The sequence below is a fragment of the Haloferula sargassicola genome, from assembly GCF_040362925.1.
Lineage (GTDB): Bacteria > Verrucomicrobiota > Verrucomicrobiia > Verrucomicrobiales > Akkermansiaceae > Haloferula > Haloferula sargassicola.
The window spans coordinates 47,540-73,071 of record NZ_BAABRI010000024.1; the positions used below are offsets into that span (position 1 = coordinate 47,540).

Consider the following 25,532-nt stretch of genomic DNA (forward strand, 5'->3'; position numbering starts at 1 on the left):
TTGCACGCCTCCATCATCCTTCGGCATTCCGCCTGCATCGCTTTCAGCAACCTATTACCCACACCATGATTCTTGCACCTCATCTCATGAACACCCGCGGCTGGATCCACGATTTCAGCCAGTTTGTCGATCAAGCCATCCGCCAGTTCGAGTCCCCCGCCCGCCCCTTTCGGCTCTATGAAGACGAGGGCGGTTGGGCGCTTGAAATGGACGTCCCCGGCGTCGCGAAGGACGACCTGAAGCTCGAAGTCCGCGACCGTGCCCTGCGCGTCGAACTCGGCGAGTCCGGCACCCGCGAGCTGCCGCTCGGGCGCCAGATCGATGCCACCGCGGTGTCCGCCAAGCTCACCGACGGCGTGCTCCGGATCCGGCTGCCGAAAGCCGATTCGTCCAGCGACGTCCGCCGCATCGAAATCCTCTAACCTTAACTACCCATCATGAACACCTGCTGTGAAAACCAAGCGACCGAAGTCGCCCCCACCGAAGCCACCGCCACCGAAGTGGCCTACGTGCAACCCCAGTGGCGCGCCCGCCGTCACGAGAGCGGCGTGGACCTCGAAATCATCGTCCCCGGCGTGAAACGCGAGGACCTGAAGCTCGAGTCGCAAGCCGCCCAACTGGTCCTCGAGGCCACCCGCCTGCAGCCGGAAAATGCCGGCCGGCTGGTTCATGGCGCGCCCGCTCCGGAGGGCTACCGGCTCAAGCTCCGCGTCGCCGACAACCTCGACGCCGGCAAGCTGAGCGCCAAGCTGGAGAACGGCATCCTGCGGGTCTCCATCCCGCTGGTCGAGGCCGCCCAACCGAAGCGCATCGAGGTTCTTTGAGCTCTCGGCAATCCGACTCCCAGCCCTCCGCCGGCGACGTGCCCGGCGGCGGGCTTTTTCCTTTCCGGGCACCTCGATGGTTGATGCACCCCGTGGGATCGGCAAGAGTGCCTCCATGCAGGTCGTCACCGATCAGATCCGCAATTTCATCCAGTACATTGCGGTCCAGTTCATCGAGCACCCCCAGCGCGCCCAGCTCAAGGTGGCCGAACTCGGCCCCCAGAAGCTGCGTTTCAAGCTGGTGCTCGAACGCTCCGACGTAGCCCTGCTGATCGGCCGCAACGGCTTCAGCGCCTCGGCGATCCGCGCCGTGATGAAAGCCGCCGCCGAGCGCGCCAGCGTGCAGGCCACGCTGCAGATCCACTCCCACGAGGAGGAGGAGGAAATGCTCGCCCGGGAAAACTCGCACTGACCCCTCCATGACTCCCTTCATCCTCGGCATCGCCGGGACCACGCTGACGGACGAGGAAATCTCGCTCTTTTCCGACCTCCAGCCGGTCGGGTTCATCCTTTTCTCGAGAAACATCGAGAGCCCGGAGCAGACGCGGGCGCTGACCGACCACCTGCGCTCGATCACCAACGAGGAGCCGCTGATCGCCATCGATCAGGAAGGCGGCCACGTCACCCGCACCGCCGCGATCGCGCCGGCCGCCCCGTCCGCGGCGGAGTTCGCCCGCCACCACCAGCCCGCGCTGATGGCCCAGGCCGGAGCGCTGACCGCCGACCTGCTGCGGCTGCTGGGCGTGAACTGGAACTTCGCACCGGTGCTCGATCTCGACCACCATCCGGGCGCCTCGAACTCGCTCTCCACCCGATGCTGGGGCCGCGATCCGCAGCGCGTCATCGATCGCGCCGGCATGTGGAACCGCTGGCTGCGCAAGCGCGGCGTGAAGTCCTGCGCCAAGCATTTCCCCGCCTGCGGCCGGGCCACCAGCGATCCCCATCACGACCTTCCCGTCTCCAAGGCCACCCTTTCCGATCTGCTCGCCGAGGACGTGGTCCCCTACACCGCGCTGATGCCGGAGCTGGACTCGATCATGCTCGCGCACGTGTTGTTCAAGGCGATCGACCCCGAGCTCCCGGCCTCCGTTTCCCCGCGTATCATCCGGGATTTCCTGCGCGGACAGCTCGGCTTCGATCACCACCTGGTGCTGACCGACGACCTCGACATGCGGGCCATCGCCGACCGCTTCCCGGACAATACCGACGTCACCGCCGCTCTTGAGGCCGGCAACGACCTCGCGCTCATCTGCCACACCGTCACCGAGCGCGCCCGCGATGCCGCCGACCGCGTGGCAAAGCTGCCGCCCTCCCTCATGGCCGACACCGAAAAGCGCCTCAAGCGGTTCCACAAGAAGCTCGGCGGCCCGCTCGTCTGGAGCGATGAAACCTGGCAAAAAACCTGCGACGGGCTCGCCAAGCTCCGCGCCGAGGTCCCCGAGCTGTCCGGGGAAACCGGTGACTCGCCGGTGACGACCTATTGAAGGCGCCGTCACCAAAGGATTCCGCAGGCACTTTCCGCCTCCAAGCTGCCCGTCGAATCACCGCCCCATCCAGCCCCCATCCACGACCAGCACCTCGCCGTTGACATACCTAGCGGCATCGGAGGCGAGGAAAACGGTCGGCCCCTTGAAATCCCCGGGGTCGCCCCAGCGTCCCGCCGGGATGCGGGCGAGGATCTGCTCGGCGCGGACGGGGTCGTTGCGCAGCGCCTCGGTGTTGTCGGTGGCGATGTAGCCGGGGGCGATCGCGTTGACGTTGACGCCCTTCGAGGCCCACTCGTTCGCGAGCGCCTTGGTCAGCTGGCCGATCGCGCCCTTCGAGGCGGCGTAGCCGGGGACGGTGATGCCGCCCTGAAAAGTCAGCAGCGAAGCGGTGAAGATGATCTTGCCGGAGCCGCGCTCAATCATCTTCGCGCCGATCTCGCGGCTGAGCAGGAACTGCGCGTTGAGGTTCACCTCGATGACCTTGAACCACATCTCGTCCGGATGCCCGGCGGCCGGCGCGCGGGCGATGGTCCCGGCGTTGTTGACCAGGATGTCGGGCGTGCCCTGCTCCAGCAGCACCCTGGCACCGAAAGACGCCACGGCTTCGCGGTCGGAAAAGTCGCACAAGTAGCCGGTGAACTTGCGACCCAAGGCGGTGACCACCTTTTCAATCTCACTGCCGGGTTCGAGCGAGGCGCTGACACCGATGATGTCCGCGCCCGCTTCCGCCAGCCCCTCGGCCATCGCAAAGCCGATGCCGCGCTTGCAGCCGGTGACGAGTGCGGTCTTTCCGCTGAGATCGAATTGGGAGAGGATGCTCATTTTCGTAAAAAGAGAGGAACCACGGAAGTCACTGAACTCCGTCCAGCACCCATTCGGGTTCCGTGTCTTCCGTGGTTCAGCGAAGCTCGGAGATTTCGACCTTGTCCATGTCGGTGAAGTCCTGGTTTTCACCCCCCATCGCCCAGCAGAAGCGGTAGGCCGCGGTGCCAGCGCCGCAGTGGATCGACCACGCCGGCGACAGCACCGCCTGCTTGTCGTGGATCCACAGCGGGCGGGTCTCGTCGGGCTCGCCCATCATGTGAAGTACGGCATGCCCCGTAGGTACGTCGAAGTAACCATAGACCTCGCTGCGGCGCAGGTGGGTGTGGGCGGGCATGGTGTTCCAGATGCTGCCGGGCTTGAACTCGGTGAAACCCATGACCAGCTGACAGCTCCTGATGCCGTTCTGGTGGATGTACTGGCAGATCGTGCGCTCGTTGCACTCCTCGGGGCTGCCGAGCTCGACGCGGTTGGCATCCGCGGGCGTCGCCTTGGTGGTCGGATGCCCGGTGTGCGCCGGATAGCTGATGAGATAGAATCCGGCCGGCTCGCCCGCATCGGCACTGGAAAATGAGATCTCCTTGCTGCCGCGGCCGATGTAGAGGCAGTCGCACTTTTCCAGCTCATAGTCGGTGCCGTCCACCGCCACCGTGCCCTTTTCTCCCATGTTGAGGACGCCGAGTTCGCGGCGCTCGCAGAAATAATCGGCCCGCAGCTCGTCGCCAGCCTCGAGTTTCAGCGCGGAGCCGGTGGGCACCGCGGAGCCGACGATGGCGCGGTCGAGGTCGGTGTAAACCAGCGTCAGCTCGCCGGGCTGGAACAGGTCTTCGAGCAGGAAGGACTCGCGCAGCCCGACGGTGTCGAGCATGGCGGCTTCGGACGGAGAGGGCGTGTGGGCGACTTTCATGGGACGGTTTTTGAGGATCATGGGAATCATTTCTGGCCGTAGTAGGCGCCGGGGCCGTGCTTGCGGAAGAAGTGCTTGTTGAGGAGATGCTGCGGAGCGGGAGGAGCGTTGGGGCGGATCGACATCGTCTTGATCGCCATGTCGGCCACGATCTCGAGGGCGAGCGCGTTTTCCACCGCCTTCTTGCCGGACGGCCCCCAGGCGAACGGTCCGTGATTGCGGACCAGCACGGCGGGCACCTCGGTCGGGTCGAGTGCCTTGAAACGCTCGACGATCACCATCCCGGTCTCCCACTCATACTCGCCGCCGATCTCGTCGGGCGTCATGTCGCGGGTCACCGGCACGGCGCCGTGGAAGTAGTCGCAATGCGTGGTTCCGAGGCAGGGCAGATCGACGCCCGACTGCGCGAAGGCCACCGCGCTGCGCGAGTGGGTGTGAACCACCGAGCGGATGCCCTCGAAATGCAGGTAGAGGCAGCGGTGGGTCGGCGTGTCGGAGGACGGGCGAAGGCCGCCTTCGATCACCTTGCCCTCGAAGTCGAGAATCACCATGTCCGAGGCTTTCAGCGCCTTGTAATCGACTCCGCTCGGCTTGATGGCGAACACGCGGGCTTCGGGGTCGGCAACGGAGACGTTGCCGAAGGTAAGATCGACCAGGCCGGTGTCGGGCAGATCAAGGTTGGCCTGGAGGCATTCTTCGCGGAGGGCGTCGTAGGACATGGCGTTGATGGCGGGCTGGATGGAAGGCTAGGGAAACGTTTCCCGGCAGGAGTTAAGGGGCGGATGGCACCCGGATCAATGCCCGGAGGGTGTCAGTAGCCCAGAAAGCTCGCAGAAGCCCGTCTTCCGCCAGAATCCGGCTTTTCGAGGCAATGGCACACCCCGCGGTGGGCTGGCGGGGTAACCCCATCTTTCCCTTGAGCGTCATCGATCTTCCCGCTCCGATCGGAGACATCGACGATCGACCCCCTTACGGCCGACCGATTTTCCCATGAAACCGCTGTCTCTACTTCTCGCCCTCACCGTCAGCGTCGCCGCGGGCGGTGAGTTTTCCATCCTCGACCACGGAGCCACCCCCGACGGGCTGTGCACGGACCAGATCCAGGCCACCATCGATGCCTGCGCTCAAAGCGGCGGCGGCACGGTCGTGGTTCCCACGGGCACTTTCCTCACCGGCTCCCTCTTCCTCCGGCAGGGCGTCGGCCTGCGCCTCGACGAGGGCGCGGTGCTGAAGGGCTCCGACCACATTGAGGACTACCCGAAGCGCCCGACCCGCATCGAGGGCCACACCGAGCCCTGGCGCATGGCTCTGCTCAACGCCGCCGACATGACGGCCGTCCGGATTTCCGGAAAAGGCACGCTGGATGGCGATGGCGAGGTTTTCTGGAAGGCCTTCTGGCAGCGCCGCGAGGAGAACCCGGAGTGCACCAACCTCGAAGTGGAGCGCCCGCGGCTGCTGTTCCTCGACACCTGCACCGACGTGAAGATCGAGGGCATCCGCCTGCGCAACTCCGGCTTCTGGAACCTCCACCTCTACCGCTGCCAGCAGGTCACGATCGACGGCCTCGACATCCATGCGCCCGGTGCCGGCGACCCCGTCCGCGCGCCGAGCAGCGACGGCATCGATATCGATAGCTGCCAGCGCGTCCTGGTGCGAAACACGCGCATCGCCACCGATGACGACTGCATCGCCATCAAGGGCTCGAAGGGCCCGACGGCCGGTGACGATCCCGACAGCCCGCCGGCGGAAAACATCTTCATCGAGGACTGCGACTTCGCCCGCGGTCATGGCGTGGTCACCCTCGGCAGCGAAGCCACCCGGGTGCGCAACGTTTACGTCCGCCGTTGCACCGTGGGCCCCGGCAACAGCCTCGTCCGCCTCAAGCTCCGCCCGGACACGCCGCAGCTCTACGAGAACCTTGTTTACGAGGACATCGAACTGAGCGGCGACACCGGGTCGATTTTCAAAGTCAGGCCATGGAGCCAGTTTTTCGATCTCCAGGGCCACGAGCCGCCCGCCTCGGTCGTCAGCAACCTCGTGCTGCGCAACATCCGCGGCAGCTACGGCAAGCTTGGTAGTTTGACCGGCAACGAGGGCGACACGATCCGCAACGTGGTGTTGGAGAACGTGGATCTCGAACTCAGCTCCACCGGTTTCCGAAGCAGCCGGATCCAAAACGCCATCAGCACCGGGGTGGTCATCAACGGCAAGAGCTGGCGTTTTCCGCGGACCGGGCCGCGTCCCCGCATCGTCGTCCCGGCGGGAAGATGAGGAGCTGCTTGAGGTTGGGACCGGCCAACCGTCACCGGAGTAGCAAGTCCGCGCCCAAGGACCGAGGCCCGATGCCGTGAGGCAGATGGCGGATGGCAGGGGCGCGGCGACTTTTCAGCTTTTCAGCTTTTCAGCTTTTCCCGTTTTGCCTTACCCCGCCGCCGCGATGCTTACCCAAGACCCCATGGAATGGCCGGATGAAGTCGAAGTGCTCGTCGATCAACTCGAAGGCGAATCCGCCGAGCGCAAGCTCAGCCGCGAGGAACGGGCCTTGATGGACGTCTACGAAACCGTGCCCATCCTTGAAAGCGACGACTGCCTGCACGAGTTCTGGCAGAGCGGCATCAATCACCAGCGCGTGATCAATTCCTTCGACCTCGTCGGTGCCGCCGGCATCGTCGATCCCCTCAACGCCAGCCGCTGGTGCGAGACCCGCCCGCAGGACCGCACCGACTACAGCGAGACCGAGGAGGAATACCTTGCGAGCATCGAGGAAGACCTTCCTGCCGCCCTGGACGAACTCGTCGATCTCGTCCTCGACTTCATTGAGGAGCACCTGGACTGAGCACCGGGCGCTCGACCGTGAAAACGGCGCCCGACGCCGGTCACCCGCCGGTCACCCCCAGGTGGTCCCACACCGGGGGCTCTTCCCGGCAGGTGGAGAGGTATTTTTTCCAGTCGCGGAGCTTCGGCCGGTCGCGTTCTTCACCGCGCTGCTCCAGCCGTCGCCGGCGGACTTCAGGCGGGCAGGAAACCCAGTGCAGCACGGGTTTTACGCCGAGCCGCCGCTCCAGCTCGTGCGGCCAGGCCGGGTTGCCGGCCTCGGCGGTGAAGGGGCCGGCGATGACCACCGGCAGGCGGCCCACATGGGCGGCGGCAAGGTCGAAGAGGGTGTCGTAGACCGGCTCGCGGTAGGCGCTCTTGTAGATCGGCGAGTCGCGGTCGTCGGGATCGAGCCCGGCCAGCTCCAGGCCGGCCATGACGAGGCGCTCGGCGACCTGATCGCTATCGAGCAGGACGGCACCGAGCCGCTCGGCCAACAGGGTGGCGTGACGGGTTTTCCCGGATGCGGCAGGTCCGCAGACAAGGTGGCAGGCGTGGGGCGCTTCGGACATGTCGAGAGGGCTGCCATAAGCGCCCGCCCCTGCCAATTCCACGCATCGACAATCCGAGCTTTCCCCACCATATTCCGCGCGTGCCCGCCTTCCCCTTCCGACCCCGTTCCCCTCTCTGCGACACCCTCGCCGAGGAGCGCGCCTCCATGTGGAGCCACATCGCCGGCGCCGTGCTGGCGGTCATCGGCCTGGTGGTGATGATCCTTTCCTCCGGAAACGAAGCCCGGCAGGTGGTGGCGGCCTCGGTTTTCGGCGGCACGCTGGTGCTGCTGTATCTTTCCTCCAGCATCTACCACGCCTTCTCGTCGCCGAAGCTCAAGGAGCTGTTCCAGATCTTCGACCACGCCTGCATCTATCTGTTGATCGCCGGGTCATACACCCCGCTGACCCTGGTGGCGCTGCGCGGGGCCTGGGGCTGGACGATCTTCGGCATCGTGTGGTTCCTGGCCGTCGCCGGTGTGGTCCTGAAGGCGGTGATGCGCGGCAAGCGCGAGACCTGGTGGTCGACCGCGCTCTACGTTGTGATGGGCTGGCTGATCGTGATCGCCGCCGGCCCGCTGATCCGCAGCCTGCCGCTTGCGGGGCTGCTGTGGCTGGTCGCCGGGGGGCTCGGCTACACGCTGGGGGTGATCTTTTTCGTGTGGGAGAAGCTGCCCTACAACCACGCCATCTGGCATGGCTTCGTGATCCTCGGCAGCGCTTGCCACGTGGTGGCCACGGCGGGCTACATCCTGAACTGATGCCCGAGCTGCCCGAGGTCGAGACCACGCTCCGTGGCATCGCACCCCACCTGCTCGGCCGCAGGTTCGAGGACATCCTCGTCCGCGAGCGGCGCCTGAGGCAGCCCGTGCCGGCGGACCTCGACCCCCTTTGCGGCACGCCGGTGACCTCGCTGACGCGGCGGGCGAAGTACTTGATCCTCGGCTTCGGAAACGGCGAGCACCTGCTGGTCCATCTGGGCATGACCGGCAGCCTGAGGATCTGCAATGCCGACTTCGAGCTGCGCAAGCACGACCACGTGGTGTTCCTGCTCGACGACGGCCGGCAGGTGCGTTTCCACGACCCGCGGCGCTTCGGCATCGTGCTGCCCATCGGAAACGCCGACCCGTCCGGACATCCCCTGCTCCGCGGGCTGGGTCCGGAGCCCCTGGGCCCGGGGTTCGCGGCGGATCACTTGTACGATGCCTGCCGTAGCCGCAAGGCGGCCATCAAGCTGGTGATCATGGACGGCAAGGTGGTCGTCGGCGTTGGGAACATCTACGCCAGCGAGGCCCTGTTCCGCGCGGGCATCCGCCCCGGGACCGCGGCCCGGCGGGTTTCCCGGCCGAGGCTGGCGCGGCTGGTCGAGGGTATCCGTGCGGTGCTGGCGGAATCGATCGAACAAGGCGGCACGACCCTGCGCGACTTCGTGAACTCCAGCGGCGAGCCCGGCTATTTCCGCCAGCGGCTGTTCGTTTACGAGCGGGGCGGAAAGCCGTGCCGGGTCTGTGGCACGGCGATCCGCCAGGCAATCATGGGCCAACGGTCCACCTACTGGTGTTCCGTGTGCCAGAAATGAGGCTCACGCGGCGGGCGGCTCCACCGGCGCGACAGGTGCCACCACCACCCTGGTCTTCGCCCATTCGTCACCGAGCCGCAGGCCGCGCTGGGCCGGCTGGTTCTCGCGGGTGAAGAGGATGATGGCTTCCACCAAGGGCCCGAAAAACGGGAGCACCATCAGGATGTTGCGGACGGCGCCCGCGGCCCAGTCGCCGGTGATCGAACCGCCGGTGGTTTTTTCCACGCGCAGTTTCATGGCCATTTTTCCGACGCCTCCTTGGGGAAGGAATGGCAGCGAATCACGGAACATCATGTAGGCCACCCACGCGGGATAGGAGAGTTTTCCCCACACCTGCGCGACGGCGAAGAAAAGACCCGTGGCCACGATGCAGTCGATCACCGCCGCGATCAGGCGGGTGTTGATGGGCGGAATGCCTCCGGGCTCGACGACTTCGTCCTCGTCGAGCTCGACGTCCTGGATCACTTTGGGCGGCGCGCTCCCCGCCGGGGGCGGCGTGTCGCCGGGCGGCATCGGCGGCGGCGTGGTTTCGACCGGCGGAGCCTTGGGCGGCTTGCTCAGGCTCGGCGGCGGGAGATCGGGTTTGGGAAGGTCGGGCTTCTTTTCGTCATCGGCCATACGCCAACGGATAGCCGGATTCCCCGCCGCGTCGAGACGGATTCCACGCTCCCCCATTGGCCTCTTGCGGCCGATCGCCGCCTGCCGGAGCATGGAGGAAATGAAGCGGGTCCTCCTTTTCCTCACCCTCCTGCTGGCCGCCTGCGCGACCGGCCCGGCTCTTCACCGCCCCGATCTGGCGCTGCCGGACCTGGCGCGGGCCCACCGCCAGAGAACCGACGTTTTCAGCCACTATCAAACCCGTGGAATCGCCCGCTGGAATCAGGACTGGCCGTGGCAGCTGGACCTGACCGGCATCGCCTGGAGCGACCACCGCACCGCCACCGCGGTGACGCCGCGCCACGTGGTCATGGCCGATCATTTCCGGCTCCCGCCGGGCAAGGCCATCGTTTTCCACGACCGCCACGGCCGCGCGCACGTCCGCAAGGTCATCCGGGTGCTGCGCCTGCGCGAGATCGGCACGCCCTGCGATGTCGCCGTGGGGCTGCTCGACATCCCGCTGCCGGCCTCGATCCGCACCTACCCGCTGCCGAGAGTCGCGGCGGACTCGATCGACCGGCTGGTCGGCGCCACCGCGGTGATCACCGGCCACCTGCGCAACGTCGACTTCCGGCGCATCGGCCGCATCCAGTTCGAGGGAAAAATGCTGGCCTTCCAATATCTCGCGGGCCAGGCCGGAGTGCGCTCGCATCAGGTGATCGTCGGGGATTCGGGCAATCCCTCGTTCGTTCTCAGCCACGGCGAGCTGGTCCTGATCGAGACCCACACCGGCGGCGGTGCGGGCGTCGGACCGTTCTACGGCAGTCCTGAAATCATCGCCGGGATCGAGCGGGCCATCGCCACCACGGATCCCTCGCAGCACCTGAGGTTCGTGGCGCCGGATGCCCGGACGCTCGCCGAGGCGGCCGAAGGACGGGCTCAGGGCGATGTTCCCCGGCTGGCCCCGTAGACCTTGTCAAGGGTGTCGAGGTAGCGGGACACCCGGTCCTGGCGCGGCGGGCGCGGCTTGTCCTCGAGCTCGCGCTTGAGCTTCATGTAGTCGTCGAAATTGCCGCTCAGCTCGCGCGCTTCGTTGATTTCCACGAAGTCGAGGTAGTCGCGGGCACGGTTGGCGCGCTGGCTCATGATTTCCCGCGCTTCTTCCATCTCGAACAAAGGCGGCTCCGGCTCCGGCTCGCCGGAGGCCCACGAAACCAGCCATTTCTGGTAGTCGAGAATCAGCGGCCGGTAGGAGGGAAAACAACGGTAGCTCAGGTGGCTCAGCGCGTCCTGGACCGGTCGCACCACCTCCAGCCGCGCCGCCTCGCCCATCTCGGGAAGCTGCTGCCACTGACTGATCGGCACGCGCTGGCGGAGCCCCTGGGCATCGGCGAACTGGAGTTCCAGCGCATCCTGGATGCGGGCTTCGGTTTCCCGGATGCTCATCGCCTCGGTCAGCGGCGCCTCGGCCAGCTTGGCGAGCGTCAGCGACCACCACTTGGCCAGGCTTTTCTCGGACAGGTTCAGTTCCGGGAAATGCTGGCGCAGCAGGATGGGAAACTCGCCATCGTAGTCGGCCACCTCATCGCAGAACGACACGAAGCCCGGCTTGCCCCCGGGCTGACCGAGCAGGGCCATGACCAACGCGCCGGACTGCACGCGGAAGATCGATTTCGACACCCCGTCCAGCCGCTCGTGCTCGTCGTTCGGCATGGACAGCAGTTCGTCCACCCCGAAGCGCCCCTGCTGCTTGAACACGCCCTCGTAGAGCCGGCGGTCGCCGCGGCCCTCGGCCCAGTCGCGGGCCTCCTTGAGCCCGGCCACCAGCCAGGCGGGCGCGCGCAACGGCGCTTCGAGCTCGCCCGGCTTGCGGCCGGCCAGCGCACGGTCGAAGAGCAGGCCGCTGAGGATCGCCGACTCGAGGCGCTCGTGGTCGAGCCCGCGGGCGAGGTCGATGTGGATCCGCAGCAGGTAGCTCTCGGTGGTGAAACGCAGCTCGTAAGCCAGCGGCCGCGCCTTGGGAGGATCGCCCGCCTTGCCGTGGAGGCGGATCTCGATCGGCATCGGCTGCTTCGGCGGCACCGTCTCCAGCAGCTTGAGAAACCACGCGCGCACCGAATCGGCCTCCAGCGCCAGGGAAGACCGCAGCGCCTGCTCGCCCCCCGTGACGGTGAACTGGCCGCTCTCCGAGACCGATCGCGAGGCGAGCTCCTTTTCCAGGGGGCTGACCGCCAGCGGCTCCACCTGCTCGGCGGCCGGGACCACCTCGTCCTGCTGCAACAGTTCGTCCCCGCCCTCCTGGGCCCGCAGCGGAAGCGCTGCCGCGCACATGATCGAGAGGAAGCCGAGAAGTTGCCGGTTCATGGTCCTGCGCGGGGCACCATGCCCTGATCGCCGGTGGGATCCAGCACCAACTTGCCTTCTTCGATGCGGATTCTCGCCATGTCCTCCACGAAATCCAGCTCCTTGACCGGGATCGAGCGCGGTCCGCCGCTCGGGTCGGACGGGGTGCGGTAAACGGCCGCCAGCTTTTCAAAGGCCGGCAGCACCAGGTGCAGGAAACCCTCCGGCACCGGGACCTTGCCGAAACGCCCGCCGATGAGCGGCGCGGGCAGGTCCGGATGGTAGGGCCCGCCGTTGCGCAGGATCCGCGTGGTCACCTGGCCGTCCGGCATTTCCAGCTGCTCCACCCGCAGGTACATGGAGGTGGTGAAAGGATGGCCCGCCACATCCCGCGTGATGACCACCTCCGCGCGATCTTTTTCCAGCCGCACGGCGACCTGCGGCACGGATACCTGCTCCGCCAGCGGCCCGCTCTGCTTCGCCTTCAGCGTCTGCGCGAGGTAGCGGTTGATCTCGTCCTCGGTCAGCGCCAGCTCGTAGCTGCGCTCGGAGGCATTGCGCAGCACCTCCTTCAAGTCGCGCGCCTTCTCCATCCGGGCCCCGGGGCCGGTGCCGGCGATGTCCGAGGTATCCTGCGGCTGCAGCACGAGAAATGCCGCATACGCCAGCCCGCCGAGGCCCAGCAGCACGAACAGGACCACCAGCCGGCCGAGGCAGCCACCCTTCCTCTTCGTTTCCTTCGCTGGCGCTTCGTCTTTTCCCATGGCCTTCGATCTCACAAAACCGGCTCGGCCCGCAAGCGCCGGGCCGGAGCGGAAGGGGCCGCGTCAGGCCGAGCATCCGCAGCCGCCGCCACAGCTGTGGCCGGAAGACGGCTTGTCGCCAGCGGATGGCTTGTCGCCAGCGGATGACGTCGTACCGCCGGCCTTGCTCTCCGACTTTTCGCCGGACTTGTAGGAATCCGAGCGGTAGTCGGTTTGGTAAAAACCACTCCCCTTGAAAATGAGGCCGGCCCCGGTGCCGAGCAGCCGGCGCACGTGGCCCTCGCAGCCCTCCAGCGGGCAGCGCTCCAGCTTGGGGTCGTTCATCTTCTGGAACACCTCGAATTGGTGCCCGCAGGTTTCGCAGCGGTAATCGTAGTTCGGCATGATTGGCGGAGCAGGAACGGCGCAGTCCATAGCACACGATCCGGCCGCATCAACACCCGACTCGCGGATCGTCTGTCGGGCACGACCGGGTTTCCCCCGAGATGCTCCGCATGGAGCTGGACGACCGCGGTCGTGCGCTGGCTTCGAGGGCATTGCCGCCGGCCCTTTCACCCTGAGTCCACCTCCTCGGGCGCCGACTTTCCCAAGTCTCCGTCGCGGCGACGGAAAGGCAAAATGCGCCCGAATCCGCAGTCTTGACCGCGCGGGAAGAAAACGTATCGATCCGGCGTCCCATTCCCGATGACGATGCACCGCCTTCCCTTCCTTTTCGCCGGCCTCCTGCTCGCCTCCTGCCAGATGGGGGGCTCCGGCGGGCAACAAAGCCGCTACCTCGCCGCCTACGGACCGCGCAACTCCCAGCGGGCCTCCACCGACCCCGGGGCCGCGGTGCCGGACGACACCTCCTACTGGGCCGGTGACGGAAAAACCGGCCCGCCCTCCATCCGGATCAATCTCCGCCAGCAGAAGGCCTACTTCTACAAGGGTGCCGAACTCGTCGGCGTGTCCCGCATTTCCACCGGCAAGGAAGGCCACGACACCCCGCCCGGCACCTACAAGATCACCGAGAAGGACCGCGACCACCGCTCGAGCGTCTACGGCATCTTCGAAGAAATCGGCACCGGCCGCGTGGTCAATGACGATGCCGACATGTCCAAGGACAAGGTCCCGCCCGGCTGCAAGTACGTCGGCGCCCCCATGTGGAACTTCATGCGCTTCACCGGCGGCATCGGCATGCACACCGGCTACCTGCCCGGCTACAATGCCTCCCATGGCTGCGTCCGCATGCCCGACAAGATGGCCAAGGTTTACTTCGACAACGTCACGCTCGGCACCCCGGTCATCGTCGAATGAAAGCGCTGCCCGACCCCGCGTCCGCGATCGAGGTCGGCCCTGCCGAGGTCGCCGCCCTGACATCTGAGATCGGTGCCGGCCAAGTGCTGCTGATCGATTGCCGCGAGCCGGACGAATGGCGCATCGCCCACCTGCCCGGAGCCCGGCTGGTTCCTCTTTCCGGCTTCTCCACCGGCGCCGAGGACCTCATCGCCGCCGGCCTGCCCTGCATCATCTACTGCCACCACGGCATGCGCTCGCTCCAGGCCGTCCGTTTCCTCCGCTCCCGCGGCGTGGCCCAGGCGTGGTCGATGACCGGAGGCATCGACCAATGGTCGCGCGAGGTCGATCCAGCGCTCGCCCGTTACTGAGGTTGCCGATGCGGGTCGTCCTCCAGCGCGTCGCCGAGGCGTCGGTCACCGTCGATTCCGTCCGGGTGTCCGCCATCGGCAAAGGCCTGCTGCTGCTGGTCGGCATCGAGCCCGACGACGGCCCCGGCGACCTCGAATGGCTCGCCGGCAAGATCGCCCGCATGCGGATTTTCCCCGACGACGCCGGACTGATGAACCGGTCGGTGACCGAGGCCGGCGGCGAACTCATCGCCGTCAGCCAGTTTACGCTCTTCGCCTCCACGAAAAAAGGCAACCGGCCGTCCTTCATCCGCGCCGCCGGCCCCGATCACGCCGAACCGCTCTACCGCCGGTTCTGCGAGACCCTCGAAAAGGAAACCGGCAAGCCCGTCGGTCGCGGCGTCTTCGGCGCCGACATGAAGGTCCACCTTCTCAACGACGGCCCGGTGACCATCGTCATCGACTCGCACAACCGCGAGTAAGCCCCGCGAAGCCCGGTCCGGCAAACCGCTGTCTTGCGAGGAGCCTCGCGATGAGATACCAAAAAATTTCGAAATGCGAGGACCGGCACGAATGGCAGGGATGAAGCTTCGATTAGGCTTCTTCCCATTCGCGTCAGGTTAAGGCTCGGATGCCTGATTCCACGGGGGATTTTCGGCGGCGTTTGTCTCGTGTAACGTGCCTTGGGTCGGGGTCGAAGTCGGCCATCGCGGCGAGGTCCGGTGCTTTGACCAGTTGCATCGCAAGTAGGTCATAGAGTTTCTCATAACTCACCCTCCCCACCACCGCTCCGATCCGCCGCGCGATCCTCATGCCTAGCTGGTGGGCGATCATCGCGGCGAGCACCAGCGCCTCCATGGCGTGTTCGTTGCTCGTGCGGTGGAGCGCCTTGGTCAGGTTGAGCGACTGCTTCCACGCGCGGAACTGGATCTCCACCGCCCAACGCGCGCGGTAGACGGCCGCCAGCTGATCGACGCTGGCTTGCTCCTTGCCGAGATTGGTCAGCATGAGGTGCCAGCCATCGCGAACCCATCCCTTCGGACAGGGTTCCTTGCCGGACTTGCGGGCTTTGGCCCGGCGTGCGGCACGGCGCGCGGCCGCCACTTCCGGGGCGGCTCGCACGGCGATCAGGCGGCACTCCTTTTCTTCCTCTCCGACGATTTCACCGTAAAAGCGCCCATGCTTCGCCGCGTTTCCGGAAACCCCGCTCCATCGGCGACTCGCACTTCTCCCGGCGCGGGCCAATCCAGGAGCGATTCGCCCCGCGGCCCCCGCGGAGGTCGTCAAACGGCCATCCATCGCCGCCCGATCACGGCAAGTCGTTGACCCACAGACGCGGATTGAAACCGCAAGAGCGATAGCCACGCCGCCCGTCCAACCCGCCTGGGCCCGTTCAACAACCGATAGCTTCGGGGCTACCGCCCGAAGCTATCTTTGGGGTTCGCTTAGTTGTAGGGAGTTACCGGGATTGGCTGAAGTCCAAGATTATTCCGAGCTCTGGGAAAATCACGGAACACTCGATCATAGTATTCTTCCGATTCCGTCCTTCTTATCGTGTCCATTACGCCCAGCCAAAACTTGCGATAGGTGCCCCATGCCGGCAAAGCTGGTACTCCCTGTGCCTCCTTCGTCAGCACGTCACTGTAGTAATCGACCTGCATCTCCGCCGAAGGTCCGCCACCCCGAGATGCAACGTCCGTTCTACTCACGGTCGAGCGGGGAACCAAGTTCATCAGCTCGCAGCCACAGAGGAGAATCGCCAGAACTCCAGCAATGGCTTGGTGCGGACTCATCATTTGTAGCGATCGAGGTAGGGACGCCGGTCATCCGGCGCCCCCCTCGCAGATCCCGGCGTGCGGAATTGCCGCACCGGGCTCCTCGGATGGACGCGCTTCGATTCCGCGACGCCGTTGGTTTCTGTTTCTGACTTCATCGTTTACTCATGCTCTCCCGGCTTGTCGAGCCTCCCGCCAGCTCCAGGGTAACGGGGTTTCCAAGATCTTCGGCCGCGGCATTTTCCACCGCTCCCAGGCCTCGGCAAACTCCGCCCAGGTGAAGCTGCGCCGCTGGCTGCGGCGGTTCCACCATTTGAAGGCCAAGCGCCGGACCTGGTGCAGCAGTTGCCACAGCCGCACCGAGTTCCCGAGCATCTGCCGGTCGAGCAGGCGGGCAAGCGACCGGAAGCGATGCTTCGGGTCTTTTGTCGCCTTGGTTTCCAGGGCGGACAGGGTGCTTGACGCGCTTGATGGGAGGGTCGTCCGTCCTCTCGCGTAGGTGCTCTGTCCGTGTTGTCCATCCGCCCGCTCCTTTGCCATGTGATCGGCTTTCCCGTCTCGGACTACTATGGGCGGATCTGATTGACTGTGGATTGGGTTTTAGGCAGGCAGTCCATGTCCGCTTCGCTCCCATTCCCGGCGGCCCTGCATGTCGTCTCCGGTGAGTTGATCGACATGGAGCCGCTGGAGATAAATCGTCTCCTTCGGCATGGCCACCGGGCCTCCCGAGTTCAAGGTGCCGCCCTCCTCAGGGCGGTCATTGGTTCGCTTCTCTTCCTACATGCCACGGTCTTGCTCGACCCCGACGGAACCTTGGGACACTCGCCTGTGACGCATCCTTCGGTGCTGGCTTCCCTGTAACGTTAGCAGGTCGCCTTCCGCATCGCACTCTTACGGGGCTGTATCAACCTTCAGGCGCTTGCGAGACGCCCTGTGGCCTGCCGGATTTTGTCCCCTTCGGGACCTGCGGTCAGGCTGCGCGGTTGGATCGCACTCCGTGCTTGGCAGTCTGTGTACGCTTCGATAAAGCCGTTTCCCCATCCATGGGACGTGACGGGCACATCCTCCGGGATTTCGTTGTTCACGCGGTTTCTCCCGCGACATTTCCATGGGTTAGCTGACTTCATCGCAACACTCGGTAATGACTACTGGCTAGGTTTTGTCATATCTGGACTCTCACCAGATCAGAAGCGCCTCGCTTCGCTCGGCGCACAACGTCGAAGTGGTGGCACCCACTACCGGGAGCGCCAGTCCGACTCAGGGTAAGGGGTTCTAGTCATGGTTCAATCTTCGACTCGCGGCGGGGTAGCGGGTTGCCACCCACGCCTTGTTAGCCTTTGTTTTTTAGTGACTTGAGGATCTCGATTGCATCTGCCCACCGCTCCGGCGTGCCAGTAAACTGCCCGTTCCATATTCCCTCATTGTCCCCAAACATAAACATGGCTTGGGTGAACCCACCTTCGATGGAGAAGAGAACAAAAGCACCTGAAAACTCGTCCCCCTCAATCTTCTCAATCTTGTATTCTTTGGCCTTGATCTTGATCTCATCGTTCTTGTCAGCTTCGACCAAGAACCCATCGGCAATCTGCTTCATATATTCTGGTATCTGGTCGACATTGCCTGAAACTGGCCATCGAGAAAACATCAGTAAGGCATGGTCTCCATCCTTCCGGGTAATGGTGTAGAATTGTATGCCGTCATCACCCTTATACTCCACTTTCCAGGTGGCGGGCGCCTTGACGGTGAGAGCTTGCGGAATCTCAGCGGCAATCGCCGGAAGCGAGATAAAAAAGCTGAAAAGGAACGCGAAAAATCGAGATTTCATATTCTTGAGGCTAACGTTTGAGCGCTGGCACCCGCTACCGGGAGCGCCAGTCCGACTCAGAGTAAAGGGTTCTCATCACGGTTCAATCTCCGACTCGCGGCGGGGTAGCGGGTTGTCCAGTCGCGCCTTGTTCGCCTTGTTTGATTCTGACGGCAATCAGTTCTCGGTGTTTTGGAGTGATAGTCACCCGCGTCCTAAGCGCCTTCGCTCTATCCTCGTGCTTACTGAGCAGCTCAAGTTCACCAAAACCTGAGGGGAAGAACGTAATCGTAAACCTCTTTGCCTTCTCGGGCGTGGGATCACGCTCGAAGAGTGGAAGATAATATGCAGTGCCGGAAATGAGAGGCTGATTGTAGGATGCAACGAAGGAGAATCCGTTGCCCTTCGGGAACTTGATCAGGAAATCGCAGTCAATCTTCACTCTGTCCAATGGCGGGTCATCATCGAGTGGAGGCAAAACGTCGGATGCGAGCCTTACACTGGTTGGCATATATACGGTTCCATCACACTCAATCCGAGGTGCAATCACCTGCGCTGCGCGCTCCAGATCGACACTCTCTCCTGCAGGCCAGTAAACGGGCACCGTGAAATAGAGATCAGCCGTGGCTCGCTTCTCAGTGACGTAGCCAACTGCGCACGACACTCTGGCTGTGCTGCCATCCATGTAGACAAGGCAGCGCTCCCACGCCTTCTCAATGATCGACTCACCGTTGATCGCTATCGGGTTTGCGTCAGCAGAGCCGAGAAGAGCCAGGATCACGGCACAGAATATGGGAATAGGCCCCTTCATTTTTTGGCGATTGAGGTAGGGACGCCGGTCATCCGGCGCCCCCCTCGCAGATCCCGGCGTGCGGAATGACCGCACCGGGCTCCTCGGATGGACGCGCTTCGATTCCGCGACGCCGTTGGTTTCGGTTTCGGACTTCATCGTTTACTCATGCTCTCCCGGCTTGTCGAGCCTCCCGCCAGCTCCAGGGTAACGGGGTTTCCACAATCTTCGGCCGCGGCATCTTCCACCGCTCCCAGGCCTCGGCAAACTCCGCCCAGGTGAAGCTGCGCCGCTGGCTGCGGCGGTTCCACCATTTGAAGGCCAAGCGCCGGACCTGGTGCAGCAGTTGCCACAACCGCACCGAATTCCCGATCACTCCGAAGTAGTTCCAGTGCCCTTGCAGCTTGCGGGACAGCGTGACGACCTGGTCGCGCAGCGGCACGCTGCGCGAGGCCTTCAGCCAGTCCTTCAGCCCTCGCAGGGTCGCGCGGAACTTCTTCTTGCTGGTCGTCCGTCTCACGCGGACGTGCCGACGGTTGCGCCGGCTCCGTTTCCAGTGGAAATCGAAGCCGAGAAACGTGAATTTCCCGCTCTTCTCCGGCTCCCACCGGTTGAACTTCACCAGCGCGCTCTTTTCCTCCGCCAGACTCAGGCCGAATTTCTTCAACCTTTCCGGCAGGGCCGCAAGATAGGCCTCGGCATCTTCCTTTCTCTCGAAACAGACGATGCTGTCATCGGCATATCTCCGAAACATGACCTCTCCGCGACTTTCCTTGGCCACCACCTTCGCGATCCACAGGTCTTGGACGAAGTGCAGATAGATGTTGGCGAGCAGGGGGCTAATGATGCCGCCCTGCGGGGTGCCCTCGGTCGAGGGCGTCCACCAACCTTCTTCCATCACTCCGGCCTTGAGCCATTTGCGGATGATCCGGATGAGGCCGCGATCGGCCACGCGGGTTTCGAGCATGCGCACCAGCCAGTCGTGGTCGATGTGGTCGAAGAACGCCCGGATGTCGGCCTCCACGACCCAGCGGTAGGTCCCGTCATCGAGCGCTTCCCCAAGTTCCTGGCTGGCCAGGCGGGGCTTGCGTCCGGGACGATACCCGATGCTTTCGTCGCGGAAATCCTTCTCCCAGATCGGTTCGAGGATCATCTTGACGGCTTGCTGGACGATCTTGTCTTCCAACACGGGGATCCCCAGCGGCCGCTTCTTGGGGCTGCCGGGCTTTCCGATCCACCGGCGTCTGACGGGCTGGGCTCGGTACTTCCCGGCCTTCAGGCGCGATTCCAACTCAAGCAGGTTTTCATCGAGGCGCTTCACATACTCGCTGTGGACCATGCCGTCGATTCCCGGCGCGGCCTTGCGTTTGAGTCGGTGAAATGCCTCGCCGAGCATCTGCCGGTCGAGCAGGCGGGCAAGCGACCGGAAGCGATGCTCCGGGTCTTTCGCCGCCTTGGTTTCCAGGGCGGACAGGGTGCTTGACACGCTTGATGGGAGGGTCGTCCGTCCTCTCGCGTGAGTGCTCTGTCCGCGTTGTCCATCCGCCCGCTCCTTTGCCATGGGATCGGCTTTCCCGTCTCGGACTACTATGGGCGGATCTGATTCCCGGCGGCCCTGCATGTCCGCTACCGGGAGCGCCAGCCCGCTTCAGGGTAAAGGGTTCTAGTCACGATTCAATCTCCGACTCGCGGCGGGGTAGCGGGTTGTCCAGCCGCGACTTCCATGAGAAGGCAGTCAAATCGAATTTGAAGTTCACTTCAAGTGGTCATGTCTCGGTGGTTGGTTTTCTGCGGCTTGCAGACTTGAAGAGATATCCCCCCGCTTCTCTGGGGGGACGGGAGGGGCGAAGCCCCCGGACGGGGGTTGGGGGCGACTCGTTGGTGATCGAGCTGACCCCAGCTCGGCGGGGTGCGGGGCGGCAGCCCCGGCTATCGGATTGAAACAGTGGATTCAGGCTTCCATCCGCACTCTTCGTCACGACGGGATCGTCGCTTTCATCGACGTGGTGCACGCTTTGATCCGGTGTTTCCATAAAAGGGAGGAACGTCACTTTCTTGTTCACGCACTCGGCGCATGGCCGGTGCTGGCGCAGCACCGTGATCGTTCCAAATCGTTTCGAACTTGTTTCATCGGAAAATGGGTTGGTGCTTCAGGCAGCGCGGTGGCGCAGCGGTTTGTAGATCTGTTCCTCGCGCCACAAGGCGAGCATCAGCACGGCGAGTTTGCGCGCGATGGCCACCACCGCCTTTTTCTTGGCTCGGGGCCCGCCCCGTTCCGCAAGCTTTTGACCGTGCCTCTTCAGCGTGGTGTCCGGACCGAAGGGTCCGAGCACATACTGCGCGGCACCCACCAGCAGCTTTCGAAGATAGGTGTCGCCGGCCTTGCTGATGCGCATCTGCTTGTCGGTGTCGCCGGACTGGTCGCGCTTGGGCACCAGTCCGAGATAAGCTCCAATGTCCCGCGGTCGTCGAAAGCGCTCCGGGTCACCGATGGTCAGGATGAATGTCAGCGAGGTGATCGGACCGACGCCAGCGATCTGAGTAAGAACCTCTGTCTCGGGGTAAGACTCTGCGGCGAGTTCGGCAATCGCGCCGTCGAGCTTCTTGATCTGAGCGGTCATGGTCTCAATGACCATCAGCGACGGCTCAATCAACGCGAGAATCCCGGCGTCTCCTTCCGCAAGCTCGCGCCGTGCGTGGCGGGCGAAGCAGTTCGTATTCGGCGAGCCCAGGCGGATACCCAGGCTCTTGAGGGTGAAGCGCACCGCGGAAATCACATCGACCCGCTGGCGCACCAGATTGTCACGCAGCTTGACCTGAAGCAGGTCGAGCTGTGCTTGCTCGGTGCCGTGCTCGATCGGAGCCAGCAAGGTTTCGTCGGCCCGGGCCAGCTTGGCGAGCATCGCCGCGTCCTTGCGATCGCACTTCCGGTCGTTTTGGTAGATCGCGCGGACTTTGCGGGGATTGGCCACCAATACACGGTGGCCAAGATCAGTAAAAAAGCGGCTGATCCAAGGACTTTGCATCCCAACCTCCATCACGACCAAAGCGCCAGGGTATTTCTTCGAGAAACGAGACATGGCTTCCCGCGTGTTGGCGAGGGTGGTCTCCGCCAGGATTTTTCCATCAACCGCGAGCACGCAAATCGAGTGCTTCCGATCGCCGAGGTCGATTCCTATGGTTGTCGTAGATGAGTTCGTTTTCATGGCAAGGGGTAGTATACACCATCAGGCCAGTCATGGCCCTCCCTGCCTTCTCATCTAATCTTGTTCGGCTTTTCTGTCAGTTCGTGGAAACTCTAGCATGCTGCCGATGCTTCTCCAGCAATCTGAACTGCCGCCAAAGCAGTTACCCCCAATTCCGCGATCGCTGCTGCGAGTGCGGTGACCGAAAAGCGTTCCTTGCTGCTCGCCTGAATCACGATCAGCGAAAGTAGAGCTCCGAATGGAGCAACCGTCCCCATCACGATTCCGGTAGAAATCACGGACGACGAACTCCACGTAAATCCTAGGATCCCAAGCCAGAAAATCGCGTAGCAGATCATCGACCCATATAGCCTTAAATCTTTCCGGCGGTATAACCAGTTTTGATTCTTTGCGCAGTCATCAACGCGCGCTTGCTCTTTTGGGCCTTCGTATGGATTGGTCATTTATGCCGAACGTCGAAATCCTCCTACACCTGCCCGGGGGCGAGGCTTCGACTGTGGATTATGGATTGAACGGTCATGGCGGATTGAACTAGAGGCGGGGCAGGTGTTAGGAGCGATGCCTTGTTCTCCCCATTTGTTTTATAGCGTGAGTCTTGCGACTTTCGGCTTAGCTATGTGGAAAATTGCTGCAGCGAAGGTGATCGCGAAGCCCAGCTTCAGCAGCGCATACATAATGTTGTCTCCGGAGGCTATCAAAACCACGTTGCTAAGGGCGAGCCCGAAATCAAAAGCTCCAGTCACACGATGCACCGTATACGTCGCAAAGAGCAGCTCCCCCAACACCAATGCTAGAAATGAAGCTGAAGCAGCCAGCCAACCAGGTGAAAAGCGCTTCACGAGCCCCGACCGGTGCAGAAGCTTCCCTACAGGCCACCCCAAACCAAATCCAACCCCGAGGACCACTGCGATAATGACAATCTGTGGTGCCCAAACTCGATCGGAATTGGTCGCGGCGAACGCAGCATCGTAGAGCGACCAAAAAAGCGCCCAGCCAAATGCACTTAGAGCGATTGCGGCTGGAAGGAGGATGGCTAGCGAGCTGGTCGATTCGTTGAGGCGGACTTCCTCTGACTTCTGCGCTGCGGATCGCCTACTAAGGCACTCCTCGCAAATTGAGGTGATAGAAGCACTCGACTGGACGATCGAAGCAGTTCCGGAAGTGCCACAATCAAAGCAGTGACCAATGGATTCAGGGAAATATGAGCCGTGGTGCTCCACGCACGAGCGCACCAAAGCAACTACGTCCGCAGCATCCAAGGAACTGGCATCGCGAATCCACAAAAAGATGTAGTCACCCTCAATTTCGCAGTCGATGTTCGCATCAGCATAGTCTTCAGAGAGCGTTCCAGGCCAACTCGAACGAAGGTTGTGCGGTTCGGTCATCCGAAGCTTGATCAAGTAGGCCGGAGGATCGGACGAAATGAGCTTCAGGAGGAAAGGTGCACCCTCGACTTGGCCCCGATAGTAGTTCGCACTTCCCACTTCAGCATTGAGAGCAGATGCGACAGCGGTGAACTGGCTTTCGAGTGCTTCGGGCGTCATTCGTGGGGGATATTTGGAGAACGTCAGAGGCCTGGCACCCGCTACCGGGAGCGCCCCTCCGCTTCAGGTTGAGGTTTATCGGCACCCTCCGAATCCGACTCGGATCGGGTAGCGGGTTGTCCAGCGCCGGCTTGTTCTGCCTTGATTGGGTATAGGCGGTTCTCTCCTCGGTCAACGTAGAGAATCTTCTTCTTGTCGGGCGTCCCAACAGTAATTGATGGCCCTTGGTCGAGCGTGTAAACGAAGACGTGAATCCCGCTCCCGATGTCCATACGGGACTCCCCGAGGATTCTGACGAGGTCATCGAATGAAGGATTCTTGGCGAGCGCCTCGGTCAGCTTCGGCATCACCGCCCCCGCATCTAAAGGGATCGCCTCCACATCGCGCCCCATACCGAGAACGAATGCCTTCTCCTCGGAAAGCCCCTCGTCGTGACGGAGATAAAACCTGCCATGCTGCTTGAGGCTGAGGACAGGGAATGTCGGGCACCGATAACCGGCGCCCAGCGGGGATGTCTCGTAAAGGACTTCGATCGTGTCGGACCCGCCTAAAAGCTCCTTGCCCTTGCGGACGTCTGAAACCTCAAGAACTGCTCTCATCAATTCAACCTTTGGAGTCGGTTGATCGCGCACCTTCTCGATCTTCGTCACGGTTGCATCCACGACGACTTGGCGCTGCTCCGCCCGCTGCTCGGATGTCCAACCGGGCTCATCAGCAAGACTGCTTACGGCGAATGCGAGCATGAGCACTGGAACGAGCGTCTTCATTTTTTGGCAGAACGTCGAAGTGGTGGCACCCGCTACCGGGAGCGCCAGTCCGACTGATGGTAAAGGGTTCTAATCACGGTTCAATCTCCGACTCGCGGCGGGGTAGCGGGTTGTCCACCCACGCCTTGTTCTGCTTCTTCATTTTCAGGGTGAAAGCTTGATGGGGCACTTCGAGCCGTAGCCATCTGGGGAAAGGATAGAGACTGGAACTCCAATACCCCGCGATGACGCTCCGTTCCAGACTTCGGTCAACCACTCCGCAGCGCAATCAGTGAGGGCATCATGAACCGAGAAGTCTTCGTCGAATGGTTCCATGAGCGGCAACGGAGGAACCAGCTCGCCGTCCACCATCTTCGTGTCGAACAAAAGCGCGCAGTCGTCGATAGCCTTATTGATGACGTAGAGATCTGGGCCGTCCAATGCTGCTCTAACCGTCAGAAATCCTTCGCCGTCCTGATCTACGAATATCGTAAGCTCGATTGATCTCGCCGCGTCAGGCAAAAGATCGGGCAGCTTGGCAAGTTGAGATCGCGCCTCGTCGGTATGTCGATCGAGGATAGACCGCACTTCCGTGGTGTATTCCGATTCGGTCATTTCTCAGCAGAACGTCAGAGGACACAGGACCCCTGACCGGGGGCGCGGCATCGACTACGGGTTGAGGATGAAATGGTCATGGCAGATTGAACCCGCGGCGGGTCAGGGGTTCTGTGCTCCGGCTTGTTCTGCGATTTGTTTCGTCGCCGAATCACGCTTCATCAACAGGATTCGGCAGTGCGGGCAGACCACCATCCAGTGACCTGCGCCGAGATGCTGAGCATCTAGGCACTTGGGACATTGGAGCCACCCGCTCTCGATCTCATCAGCAAATCGGACGTCGTCGGACTCCTGAAACCCGGTCCATGTGTCTCCACTGAAATTCAGCCTCAATCGGTATGGGAAGGTGGTGCCGCACTGATCACAATCGCCATAGTAGATCGCCAAGTCGTCGCCTTGAGGGAGGCGTCTCGCCGCTCTCTTCTCCTCCTCAATCTTGCATTCTTCGTCGATGGGTTGATCAACGGGTGCAGCGATGCCCTGGCGCCACAGGAACAGTCCGTGCTCGCTGTGCTTCTCTTGCCAACCGTGCACGGTTCCTGTCTTGCACTTGAGGCACCGGACAGGAGGATCAGGTTCAAACCAGTCGAAGAGGCCCATCTATTTTTGCAGAACGTCAAAGTGGTGGCACCCGCTACCGGAGGCGCCAGTCCGATTCAGAATAGAGGCTTCTGGTCACGGTTCAATCTCCGACTCGCGGCGGGGTAGCGGGTTGCCACCCACGCCTTGTTCGGCGTTC

General features: G+C 63.2%; 31 protein-coding genes. 12 read left to right on the plus strand and 19 right to left on the minus strand.

Annotated elements, in window-relative coordinates; genetic code table 11:
• Positions 1-65: 65 nt before the first annotated feature.
• The 4 genes from ABXH26_RS17840 (at position 66) to nagZ (ending at position 2,308) form a co-directional block, all read left to right on the plus strand.
• Positions 66-422 carry an Hsp20/alpha crystallin family protein gene (locus ABXH26_RS17840; protein WP_353568460.1) on the plus strand — a complete coding sequence of 119 codons (357 nt, stop codon included), beginning with the start codon at positions 66-68 and terminating at the stop codon, positions 420-422.
• 15 nt (positions 423-437) lie between these two features.
• Positions 438-824, plus strand: coding sequence for an Hsp20/alpha crystallin family protein (locus ABXH26_RS17845; RefSeq protein ID WP_353568461.1), 387 nt, complete (start codon positions 438-440; stop codon positions 822-824).
• Between the two features lie 115 nt (positions 825-939).
• Positions 940-1,236 carry a KH domain-containing protein gene (locus ABXH26_RS17850; RefSeq protein WP_353568462.1) on the plus strand — a complete coding sequence of 99 codons (297 nt, stop codon included), beginning with the start codon at positions 940-942 and terminating at the stop codon, positions 1,234-1,236.
• 7 nt (positions 1,237-1,243) lie between these two features.
• The gene (gene nagZ / locus ABXH26_RS17855; RefSeq protein WP_353568463.1) at positions 1,244-2,308 is read left to right on the plus strand and encodes a beta-N-acetylhexosaminidase; all 1,065 of its coding nucleotides are present in this window, start codon (positions 1,244-1,246) and stop codon (positions 2,306-2,308) included.
• Positions 2,309-2,365: 57 nt separating this feature from the next.
• On the opposite strand, the gene ABXH26_RS17860 is transcribed toward nagZ, so the two are convergent.
• From ABXH26_RS17860 to araD, 3 genes are all read right to left on the minus strand, one after another.
• Positions 2,366-3,127: an SDR family oxidoreductase gene (locus tag ABXH26_RS17860; protein WP_353568490.1), complete on the minus strand. Its 762-nt coding sequence runs from the start codon at positions 3,125-3,127 to the stop codon at positions 2,366-2,368.
• Positions 3,128-3,209: 82 nt separating this feature from the next.
• Positions 3,210-4,040, minus strand: coding sequence for a 5-dehydro-4-deoxy-D-glucuronate isomerase (kduI, locus tag ABXH26_RS17865; RefSeq protein ID WP_353568464.1), 831 nt, complete (start codon positions 4,038-4,040; stop codon positions 3,210-3,212).
• 26 nt (positions 4,041-4,066) lie between these two features.
• Positions 4,067-4,759 carry an L-ribulose-5-phosphate 4-epimerase AraD gene (gene araD / locus ABXH26_RS17870; RefSeq protein WP_353568465.1) on the minus strand — a complete coding sequence of 231 codons (693 nt, stop codon included), beginning with the start codon at positions 4,757-4,759 and terminating at the stop codon, positions 4,067-4,069.
• 271 nt (positions 4,760-5,030) lie between these two features.
• Between araD and ABXH26_RS17875 the strand changes: the two genes are divergently transcribed.
• Together ABXH26_RS17875 and ABXH26_RS17880 are read left to right on the plus strand one after the other, a co-directional pair.
• Positions 5,031-6,311, plus strand: a complete 1,281-nt coding sequence (locus ABXH26_RS17875) for a glycoside hydrolase family 28 protein (RefSeq protein WP_353568466.1) — start codon at positions 5,031-5,033, stop codon at positions 6,309-6,311.
• A 184-nt stretch (positions 6,312-6,495) separates the two neighbouring features.
• Positions 6,496-6,876 (plus strand): hypothetical protein, encoded by a 381-nt coding sequence (locus ABXH26_RS17880; protein WP_353568467.1) that lies wholly within the window; start codon positions 6,496-6,498, stop codon positions 6,874-6,876.
• 40 nt (positions 6,877-6,916) lie between these two features.
• On the opposite strand, the gene ABXH26_RS17885 is transcribed toward ABXH26_RS17880, so the two are convergent.
• Positions 6,917-7,426 (minus strand): P-loop nucleotide/nucleoside kinase family protein, encoded by a 510-nt coding sequence (locus ABXH26_RS17885; RefSeq protein ID WP_353568468.1) that lies wholly within the window; start codon positions 7,424-7,426, stop codon positions 6,917-6,919.
• An 80-nt stretch (positions 7,427-7,506) separates the two neighbouring features.
• On the opposite strand from ABXH26_RS17885, the gene trhA reads away from it, so the two are divergent.
• Complete coding sequence (trhA, locus tag ABXH26_RS17890) at positions 7,507-8,166, plus strand: PAQR family membrane homeostasis protein TrhA (protein WP_353568469.1); 660 nt, start codon at positions 7,507-7,509, stop codon at positions 8,164-8,166.
• Positions 8,166-8,984: a bifunctional DNA-formamidopyrimidine glycosylase/DNA-(apurinic or apyrimidinic site) lyase gene (mutM, locus tag ABXH26_RS17895; RefSeq protein ID WP_353568470.1), complete on the plus strand. Its 819-nt coding sequence runs from the start codon at positions 8,166-8,168 to the stop codon at positions 8,982-8,984. Before trhA ends, mutM begins: the two co-directional genes overlap by 1 nt.
• A 3-nt stretch (positions 8,985-8,987) precedes the next feature.
• Here mutM and ABXH26_RS17900 read toward each other — a convergent pair whose 3' ends face one another.
• A complete protein-coding gene (locus ABXH26_RS17900) occupies positions 8,988-9,602 on the minus strand; it encodes an RDD family protein (RefSeq protein WP_353568471.1) in 615 nt (204 codons plus the stop codon).
• Between the two features lie 100 nt (positions 9,603-9,702).
• Here ABXH26_RS17900 and ABXH26_RS17905 point away from each other — a divergent pair, with 100 nt between their 5' ends.
• Positions 9,703-10,551 carry a hypothetical protein gene (locus ABXH26_RS17905; protein ID WP_353568472.1) on the plus strand — a complete coding sequence of 283 codons (849 nt, stop codon included), beginning with the start codon at positions 9,703-9,705 and terminating at the stop codon, positions 10,549-10,551.
• On the opposite strand, the gene ABXH26_RS17910 is transcribed toward ABXH26_RS17905, so the two are convergent.
• The 3 genes from ABXH26_RS17910 to ABXH26_RS17920 form a co-directional block, all read right to left on the minus strand.
• Positions 10,521-11,945, minus strand: coding sequence for a hypothetical protein (locus ABXH26_RS17910; protein WP_353568473.1), 1,425 nt, complete (start codon positions 11,943-11,945; stop codon positions 10,521-10,523). The two genes, ABXH26_RS17905 and ABXH26_RS17910, sit on opposite strands and share 31 nt — an antisense overlap.
• Positions 11,942-12,688, minus strand: a complete 747-nt coding sequence (locus ABXH26_RS17915; protein WP_353568474.1) for a hypothetical protein — start codon at positions 12,686-12,688, stop codon at positions 11,942-11,944. Before ABXH26_RS17915 ends, ABXH26_RS17910 begins: the two co-directional genes overlap by 4 nt.
• A 63-nt stretch (positions 12,689-12,751) precedes the next feature.
• A complete protein-coding gene (locus tag ABXH26_RS17920; protein ID WP_353568475.1) occupies positions 12,752-13,072 on the minus strand; it encodes an FmdB family zinc ribbon protein in 321 nt (106 codons plus the stop codon).
• A gap of 306 nt (positions 13,073-13,378) precedes the next feature.
• On the opposite strand from ABXH26_RS17920, the gene ABXH26_RS17925 reads away from it, so the two are divergent.
• Genes ABXH26_RS17925 through dtd form a run of 3 tightly spaced genes read left to right on the plus strand, consistent with a single transcriptional unit; the run spans position 13,379 to position 14,795 of the window.
• Positions 13,379-13,984 (plus strand): L,D-transpeptidase family protein, encoded by a 606-nt coding sequence (locus tag ABXH26_RS17925; RefSeq protein ID WP_353568476.1) that lies wholly within the window; start codon positions 13,379-13,381, stop codon positions 13,982-13,984.
• The gene (locus ABXH26_RS17930; RefSeq protein ID WP_353568477.1) at positions 13,981-14,334 is read left to right on the plus strand and encodes a rhodanese-like domain-containing protein; all 354 of its coding nucleotides are present in this window, start codon (positions 13,981-13,983) and stop codon (positions 14,332-14,334) included. The genes ABXH26_RS17925 and ABXH26_RS17930 overlap by 4 nt, the downstream gene beginning before the upstream one ends.
• Before the next feature lie 8 nt (positions 14,335-14,342).
• The gene (dtd, locus tag ABXH26_RS17935; protein ID WP_353568478.1) at positions 14,343-14,795 is read left to right on the plus strand and encodes a D-aminoacyl-tRNA deacylase; all 453 of its coding nucleotides are present in this window, start codon (positions 14,343-14,345) and stop codon (positions 14,793-14,795) included.
• Between the two features lie 133 nt (positions 14,796-14,928).
• Here the strand turns inward: dtd and ABXH26_RS17940 are convergent, their stop codons facing one another.
• From ABXH26_RS17940 to ABXH26_RS17990, 11 genes are all read right to left on the minus strand, one after another.
• On the minus strand, positions 14,929-15,435 hold the full coding sequence (locus tag ABXH26_RS17940; RefSeq protein WP_353568479.1) for a transposase: 507 nt from the start codon (positions 15,433-15,435) through the stop codon (positions 14,929-14,931).
• Between the two features lie 818 nt (positions 15,436-16,253).
• Positions 16,254-16,628: a hypothetical protein gene (locus tag ABXH26_RS17945; protein ID WP_353568480.1), complete on the minus strand. Its 375-nt coding sequence runs from the start codon at positions 16,626-16,628 to the stop codon at positions 16,254-16,256.
• A gap of 790 nt (positions 16,629-17,418) precedes the next feature.
• On the minus strand, positions 17,419-17,913 hold the full coding sequence (locus ABXH26_RS17950; protein ID WP_353568481.1) for a hypothetical protein: 495 nt from the start codon (positions 17,911-17,913) through the stop codon (positions 17,419-17,421).
• A gap of 82 nt (positions 17,914-17,995) precedes the next feature.
• Entirely contained in the window at positions 17,996-18,841 is an 846-nt protein-coding gene (locus ABXH26_RS17955) for a hypothetical protein (protein ID WP_353568482.1), read from the minus strand.
• Between the two features lie 7 nt (positions 18,842-18,848).
• A complete protein-coding gene (gene ltrA / locus ABXH26_RS17960) occupies positions 18,849-20,168 on the minus strand; it encodes a group II intron reverse transcriptase/maturase (RefSeq protein WP_353568483.1) in 1,320 nt (439 codons plus the stop codon).
• Between the two features lie 664 nt (positions 20,169-20,832).
• On the minus strand, positions 20,833-21,888 hold the full coding sequence (locus tag ABXH26_RS17965) for an IS110 family RNA-guided transposase (protein WP_353568484.1): 1,056 nt from the start codon (positions 21,886-21,888) through the stop codon (positions 20,833-20,835).
• A 92-nt stretch (positions 21,889-21,980) separates the two neighbouring features.
• Positions 21,981-22,331 (minus strand): hypothetical protein, encoded by a 351-nt coding sequence (locus ABXH26_RS17970; RefSeq protein ID WP_353568485.1) that lies wholly within the window; start codon positions 22,329-22,331, stop codon positions 21,981-21,983.
• A 138-nt stretch (positions 22,332-22,469) separates the two neighbouring features.
• Complete coding sequence (locus ABXH26_RS17975) at positions 22,470-23,432, minus strand: hypothetical protein (RefSeq protein ID WP_353568486.1); 963 nt, start codon at positions 23,430-23,432, stop codon at positions 22,470-22,472.
• Between the two features lie 41 nt (positions 23,433-23,473).
• The gene (locus tag ABXH26_RS17980; protein ID WP_353568487.1) at positions 23,474-24,199 is read right to left on the minus strand and encodes a hypothetical protein; all 726 of its coding nucleotides are present in this window, start codon (positions 24,197-24,199) and stop codon (positions 23,474-23,476) included.
• Positions 24,200-24,343: 144 nt separating this feature from the next.
• Entirely contained in the window at positions 24,344-24,793 is a 450-nt protein-coding gene (locus tag ABXH26_RS17985; protein ID WP_353568488.1) for a DUF6389 family protein, read from the minus strand.
• 102 nt (positions 24,794-24,895) lie between these two features.
• Positions 24,896-25,393, minus strand: a complete 498-nt coding sequence (locus tag ABXH26_RS17990) for a hypothetical protein (RefSeq protein ID WP_353568489.1) — start codon at positions 25,391-25,393, stop codon at positions 24,896-24,898.
• Positions 25,394-25,532: the final 139 nt, after the last annotated feature.

What these genes read in the sequence shown, in the direction of transcription:
- ABXH26_RS17840 (WP_353568460.1), top strand. Translation starts at nt 66, where the DNA reads ATGATTCTTGCACCTCATCTCATGAACACCCGCGGCTGGATCCACGAT.
- ABXH26_RS17845 (WP_353568461.1), top strand. Translation starts at nt 438, where the DNA reads ATGAACACCTGCTGTGAAAACCAAGCGACCGAAGTCGCCCCCACCGAA.
- ABXH26_RS17850 (WP_353568462.1), top strand. Translation starts at nt 940, where the DNA reads ATGCAGGTCGTCACCGATCAGATCCGCAATTTCATCCAGTACATTGCG.
- nagZ (WP_353568463.1), top strand. Translation starts at nt 1,244, where the DNA reads ATGACTCCCTTCATCCTCGGCATCGCCGGGACCACGCTGACGGACGAG.
- kduI (WP_353568464.1), bottom strand. Translation starts at nt 4,040, where the DNA reads ATGAAAGTCGCCCACACGCCCTCTCCGTCCGAAGCCGCCATGCTCGAC.
- araD (WP_353568465.1), bottom strand. Translation starts at nt 4,759, where the DNA reads ATGTCCTACGACGCCCTCCGCGAAGAATGCCTCCAGGCCAACCTTGAT.
- ABXH26_RS17875 (WP_353568466.1), top strand. Translation starts at nt 5,031, where the DNA reads ATGAAACCGCTGTCTCTACTTCTCGCCCTCACCGTCAGCGTCGCCGCG.
- ABXH26_RS17880 (WP_353568467.1), top strand. Translation starts at nt 6,496, where the DNA reads ATGGAATGGCCGGATGAAGTCGAAGTGCTCGTCGATCAACTCGAAGGC.
- ABXH26_RS17885 (WP_353568468.1), bottom strand. Translation starts at nt 7,426, where the DNA reads ATGTCCGAAGCGCCCCACGCCTGCCACCTTGTCTGCGGACCTGCCGCA.
- mutM (WP_353568470.1), top strand. Translation starts at nt 8,166, where the DNA reads ATGCCCGAGCTGCCCGAGGTCGAGACCACGCTCCGTGGCATCGCACCC.
- ABXH26_RS17900 (WP_353568471.1), bottom strand. Translation starts at nt 9,602, where the DNA reads ATGGCCGATGACGAAAAGAAGCCCGACCTTCCCAAACCCGATCTCCCG.
- ABXH26_RS17905 (WP_353568472.1), top strand. Translation starts at nt 9,703, where the DNA reads ATGAAGCGGGTCCTCCTTTTCCTCACCCTCCTGCTGGCCGCCTGCGCG.
- ABXH26_RS17910 (WP_353568473.1), bottom strand. Translation starts at nt 11,945, where the DNA reads ATGAACCGGCAACTTCTCGGCTTCCTCTCGATCATGTGCGCGGCAGCG.
- ABXH26_RS17915 (WP_353568474.1), bottom strand. Translation starts at nt 12,688, where the DNA reads ATGGGAAAAGACGAAGCGCCAGCGAAGGAAACGAAGAGGAAGGGTGGC.
- ABXH26_RS17920 (WP_353568475.1), bottom strand. Translation starts at nt 13,072, where the DNA reads ATGCCGAACTACGATTACCGCTGCGAAACCTGCGGGCACCAATTCGAG.
- ABXH26_RS17925 (WP_353568476.1), top strand. Translation starts at nt 13,379, where the DNA reads ATGCACCGCCTTCCCTTCCTTTTCGCCGGCCTCCTGCTCGCCTCCTGC.
- ABXH26_RS17930 (WP_353568477.1), top strand. Translation starts at nt 13,981, where the DNA reads ATGAAAGCGCTGCCCGACCCCGCGTCCGCGATCGAGGTCGGCCCTGCC.
- dtd (WP_353568478.1), top strand. Translation starts at nt 14,343, where the DNA reads ATGCGGGTCGTCCTCCAGCGCGTCGCCGAGGCGTCGGTCACCGTCGAT.
- ABXH26_RS17945 (WP_353568480.1), bottom strand. Translation starts at nt 16,628, where the DNA reads ATGGCAAAGGAGCGGGCGGATGGACAACACGGACAGAGCACCTACGCG.
- ABXH26_RS17950 (WP_353568481.1), bottom strand. Translation starts at nt 17,913, where the DNA reads ATGAAATCTCGATTTTTCGCGTTCCTTTTCAGCTTTTTTATCTCGCTT.
- ABXH26_RS17955 (WP_353568482.1), bottom strand. Translation starts at nt 18,841, where the DNA reads ATGAAGTCCGAAACCGAAACCAACGGCGTCGCGGAATCGAAGCGCGTC.
- ABXH26_RS17965 (WP_353568484.1), bottom strand. Translation starts at nt 21,888, where the DNA reads ATGAAAACGAACTCATCTACGACAACCATAGGAATCGACCTCGGCGAT.
- ABXH26_RS17970 (WP_353568485.1), bottom strand. Translation starts at nt 22,331, where the DNA reads ATGACCAATCCATACGAAGGCCCAAAAGAGCAAGCGCGCGTTGATGAC.
- ABXH26_RS17975 (WP_353568486.1), bottom strand. Translation starts at nt 23,432, where the DNA reads ATGACGCCCGAAGCACTCGAAAGCCAGTTCACCGCTGTCGCATCTGCT.
- ABXH26_RS17980 (WP_353568487.1), bottom strand. Translation starts at nt 24,199, where the DNA reads ATGAAGACGCTCGTTCCAGTGCTCATGCTCGCATTCGCCGTAAGCAGT.
- ABXH26_RS17985 (WP_353568488.1), bottom strand. Translation starts at nt 24,793, where the DNA reads ATGACCGAATCGGAATACACCACGGAAGTGCGGTCTATCCTCGATCGA.
- ABXH26_RS17990 (WP_353568489.1), bottom strand. Translation starts at nt 25,393, where the DNA reads ATGGGCCTCTTCGACTGGTTTGAACCTGATCCTCCTGTCCGGTGCCTC.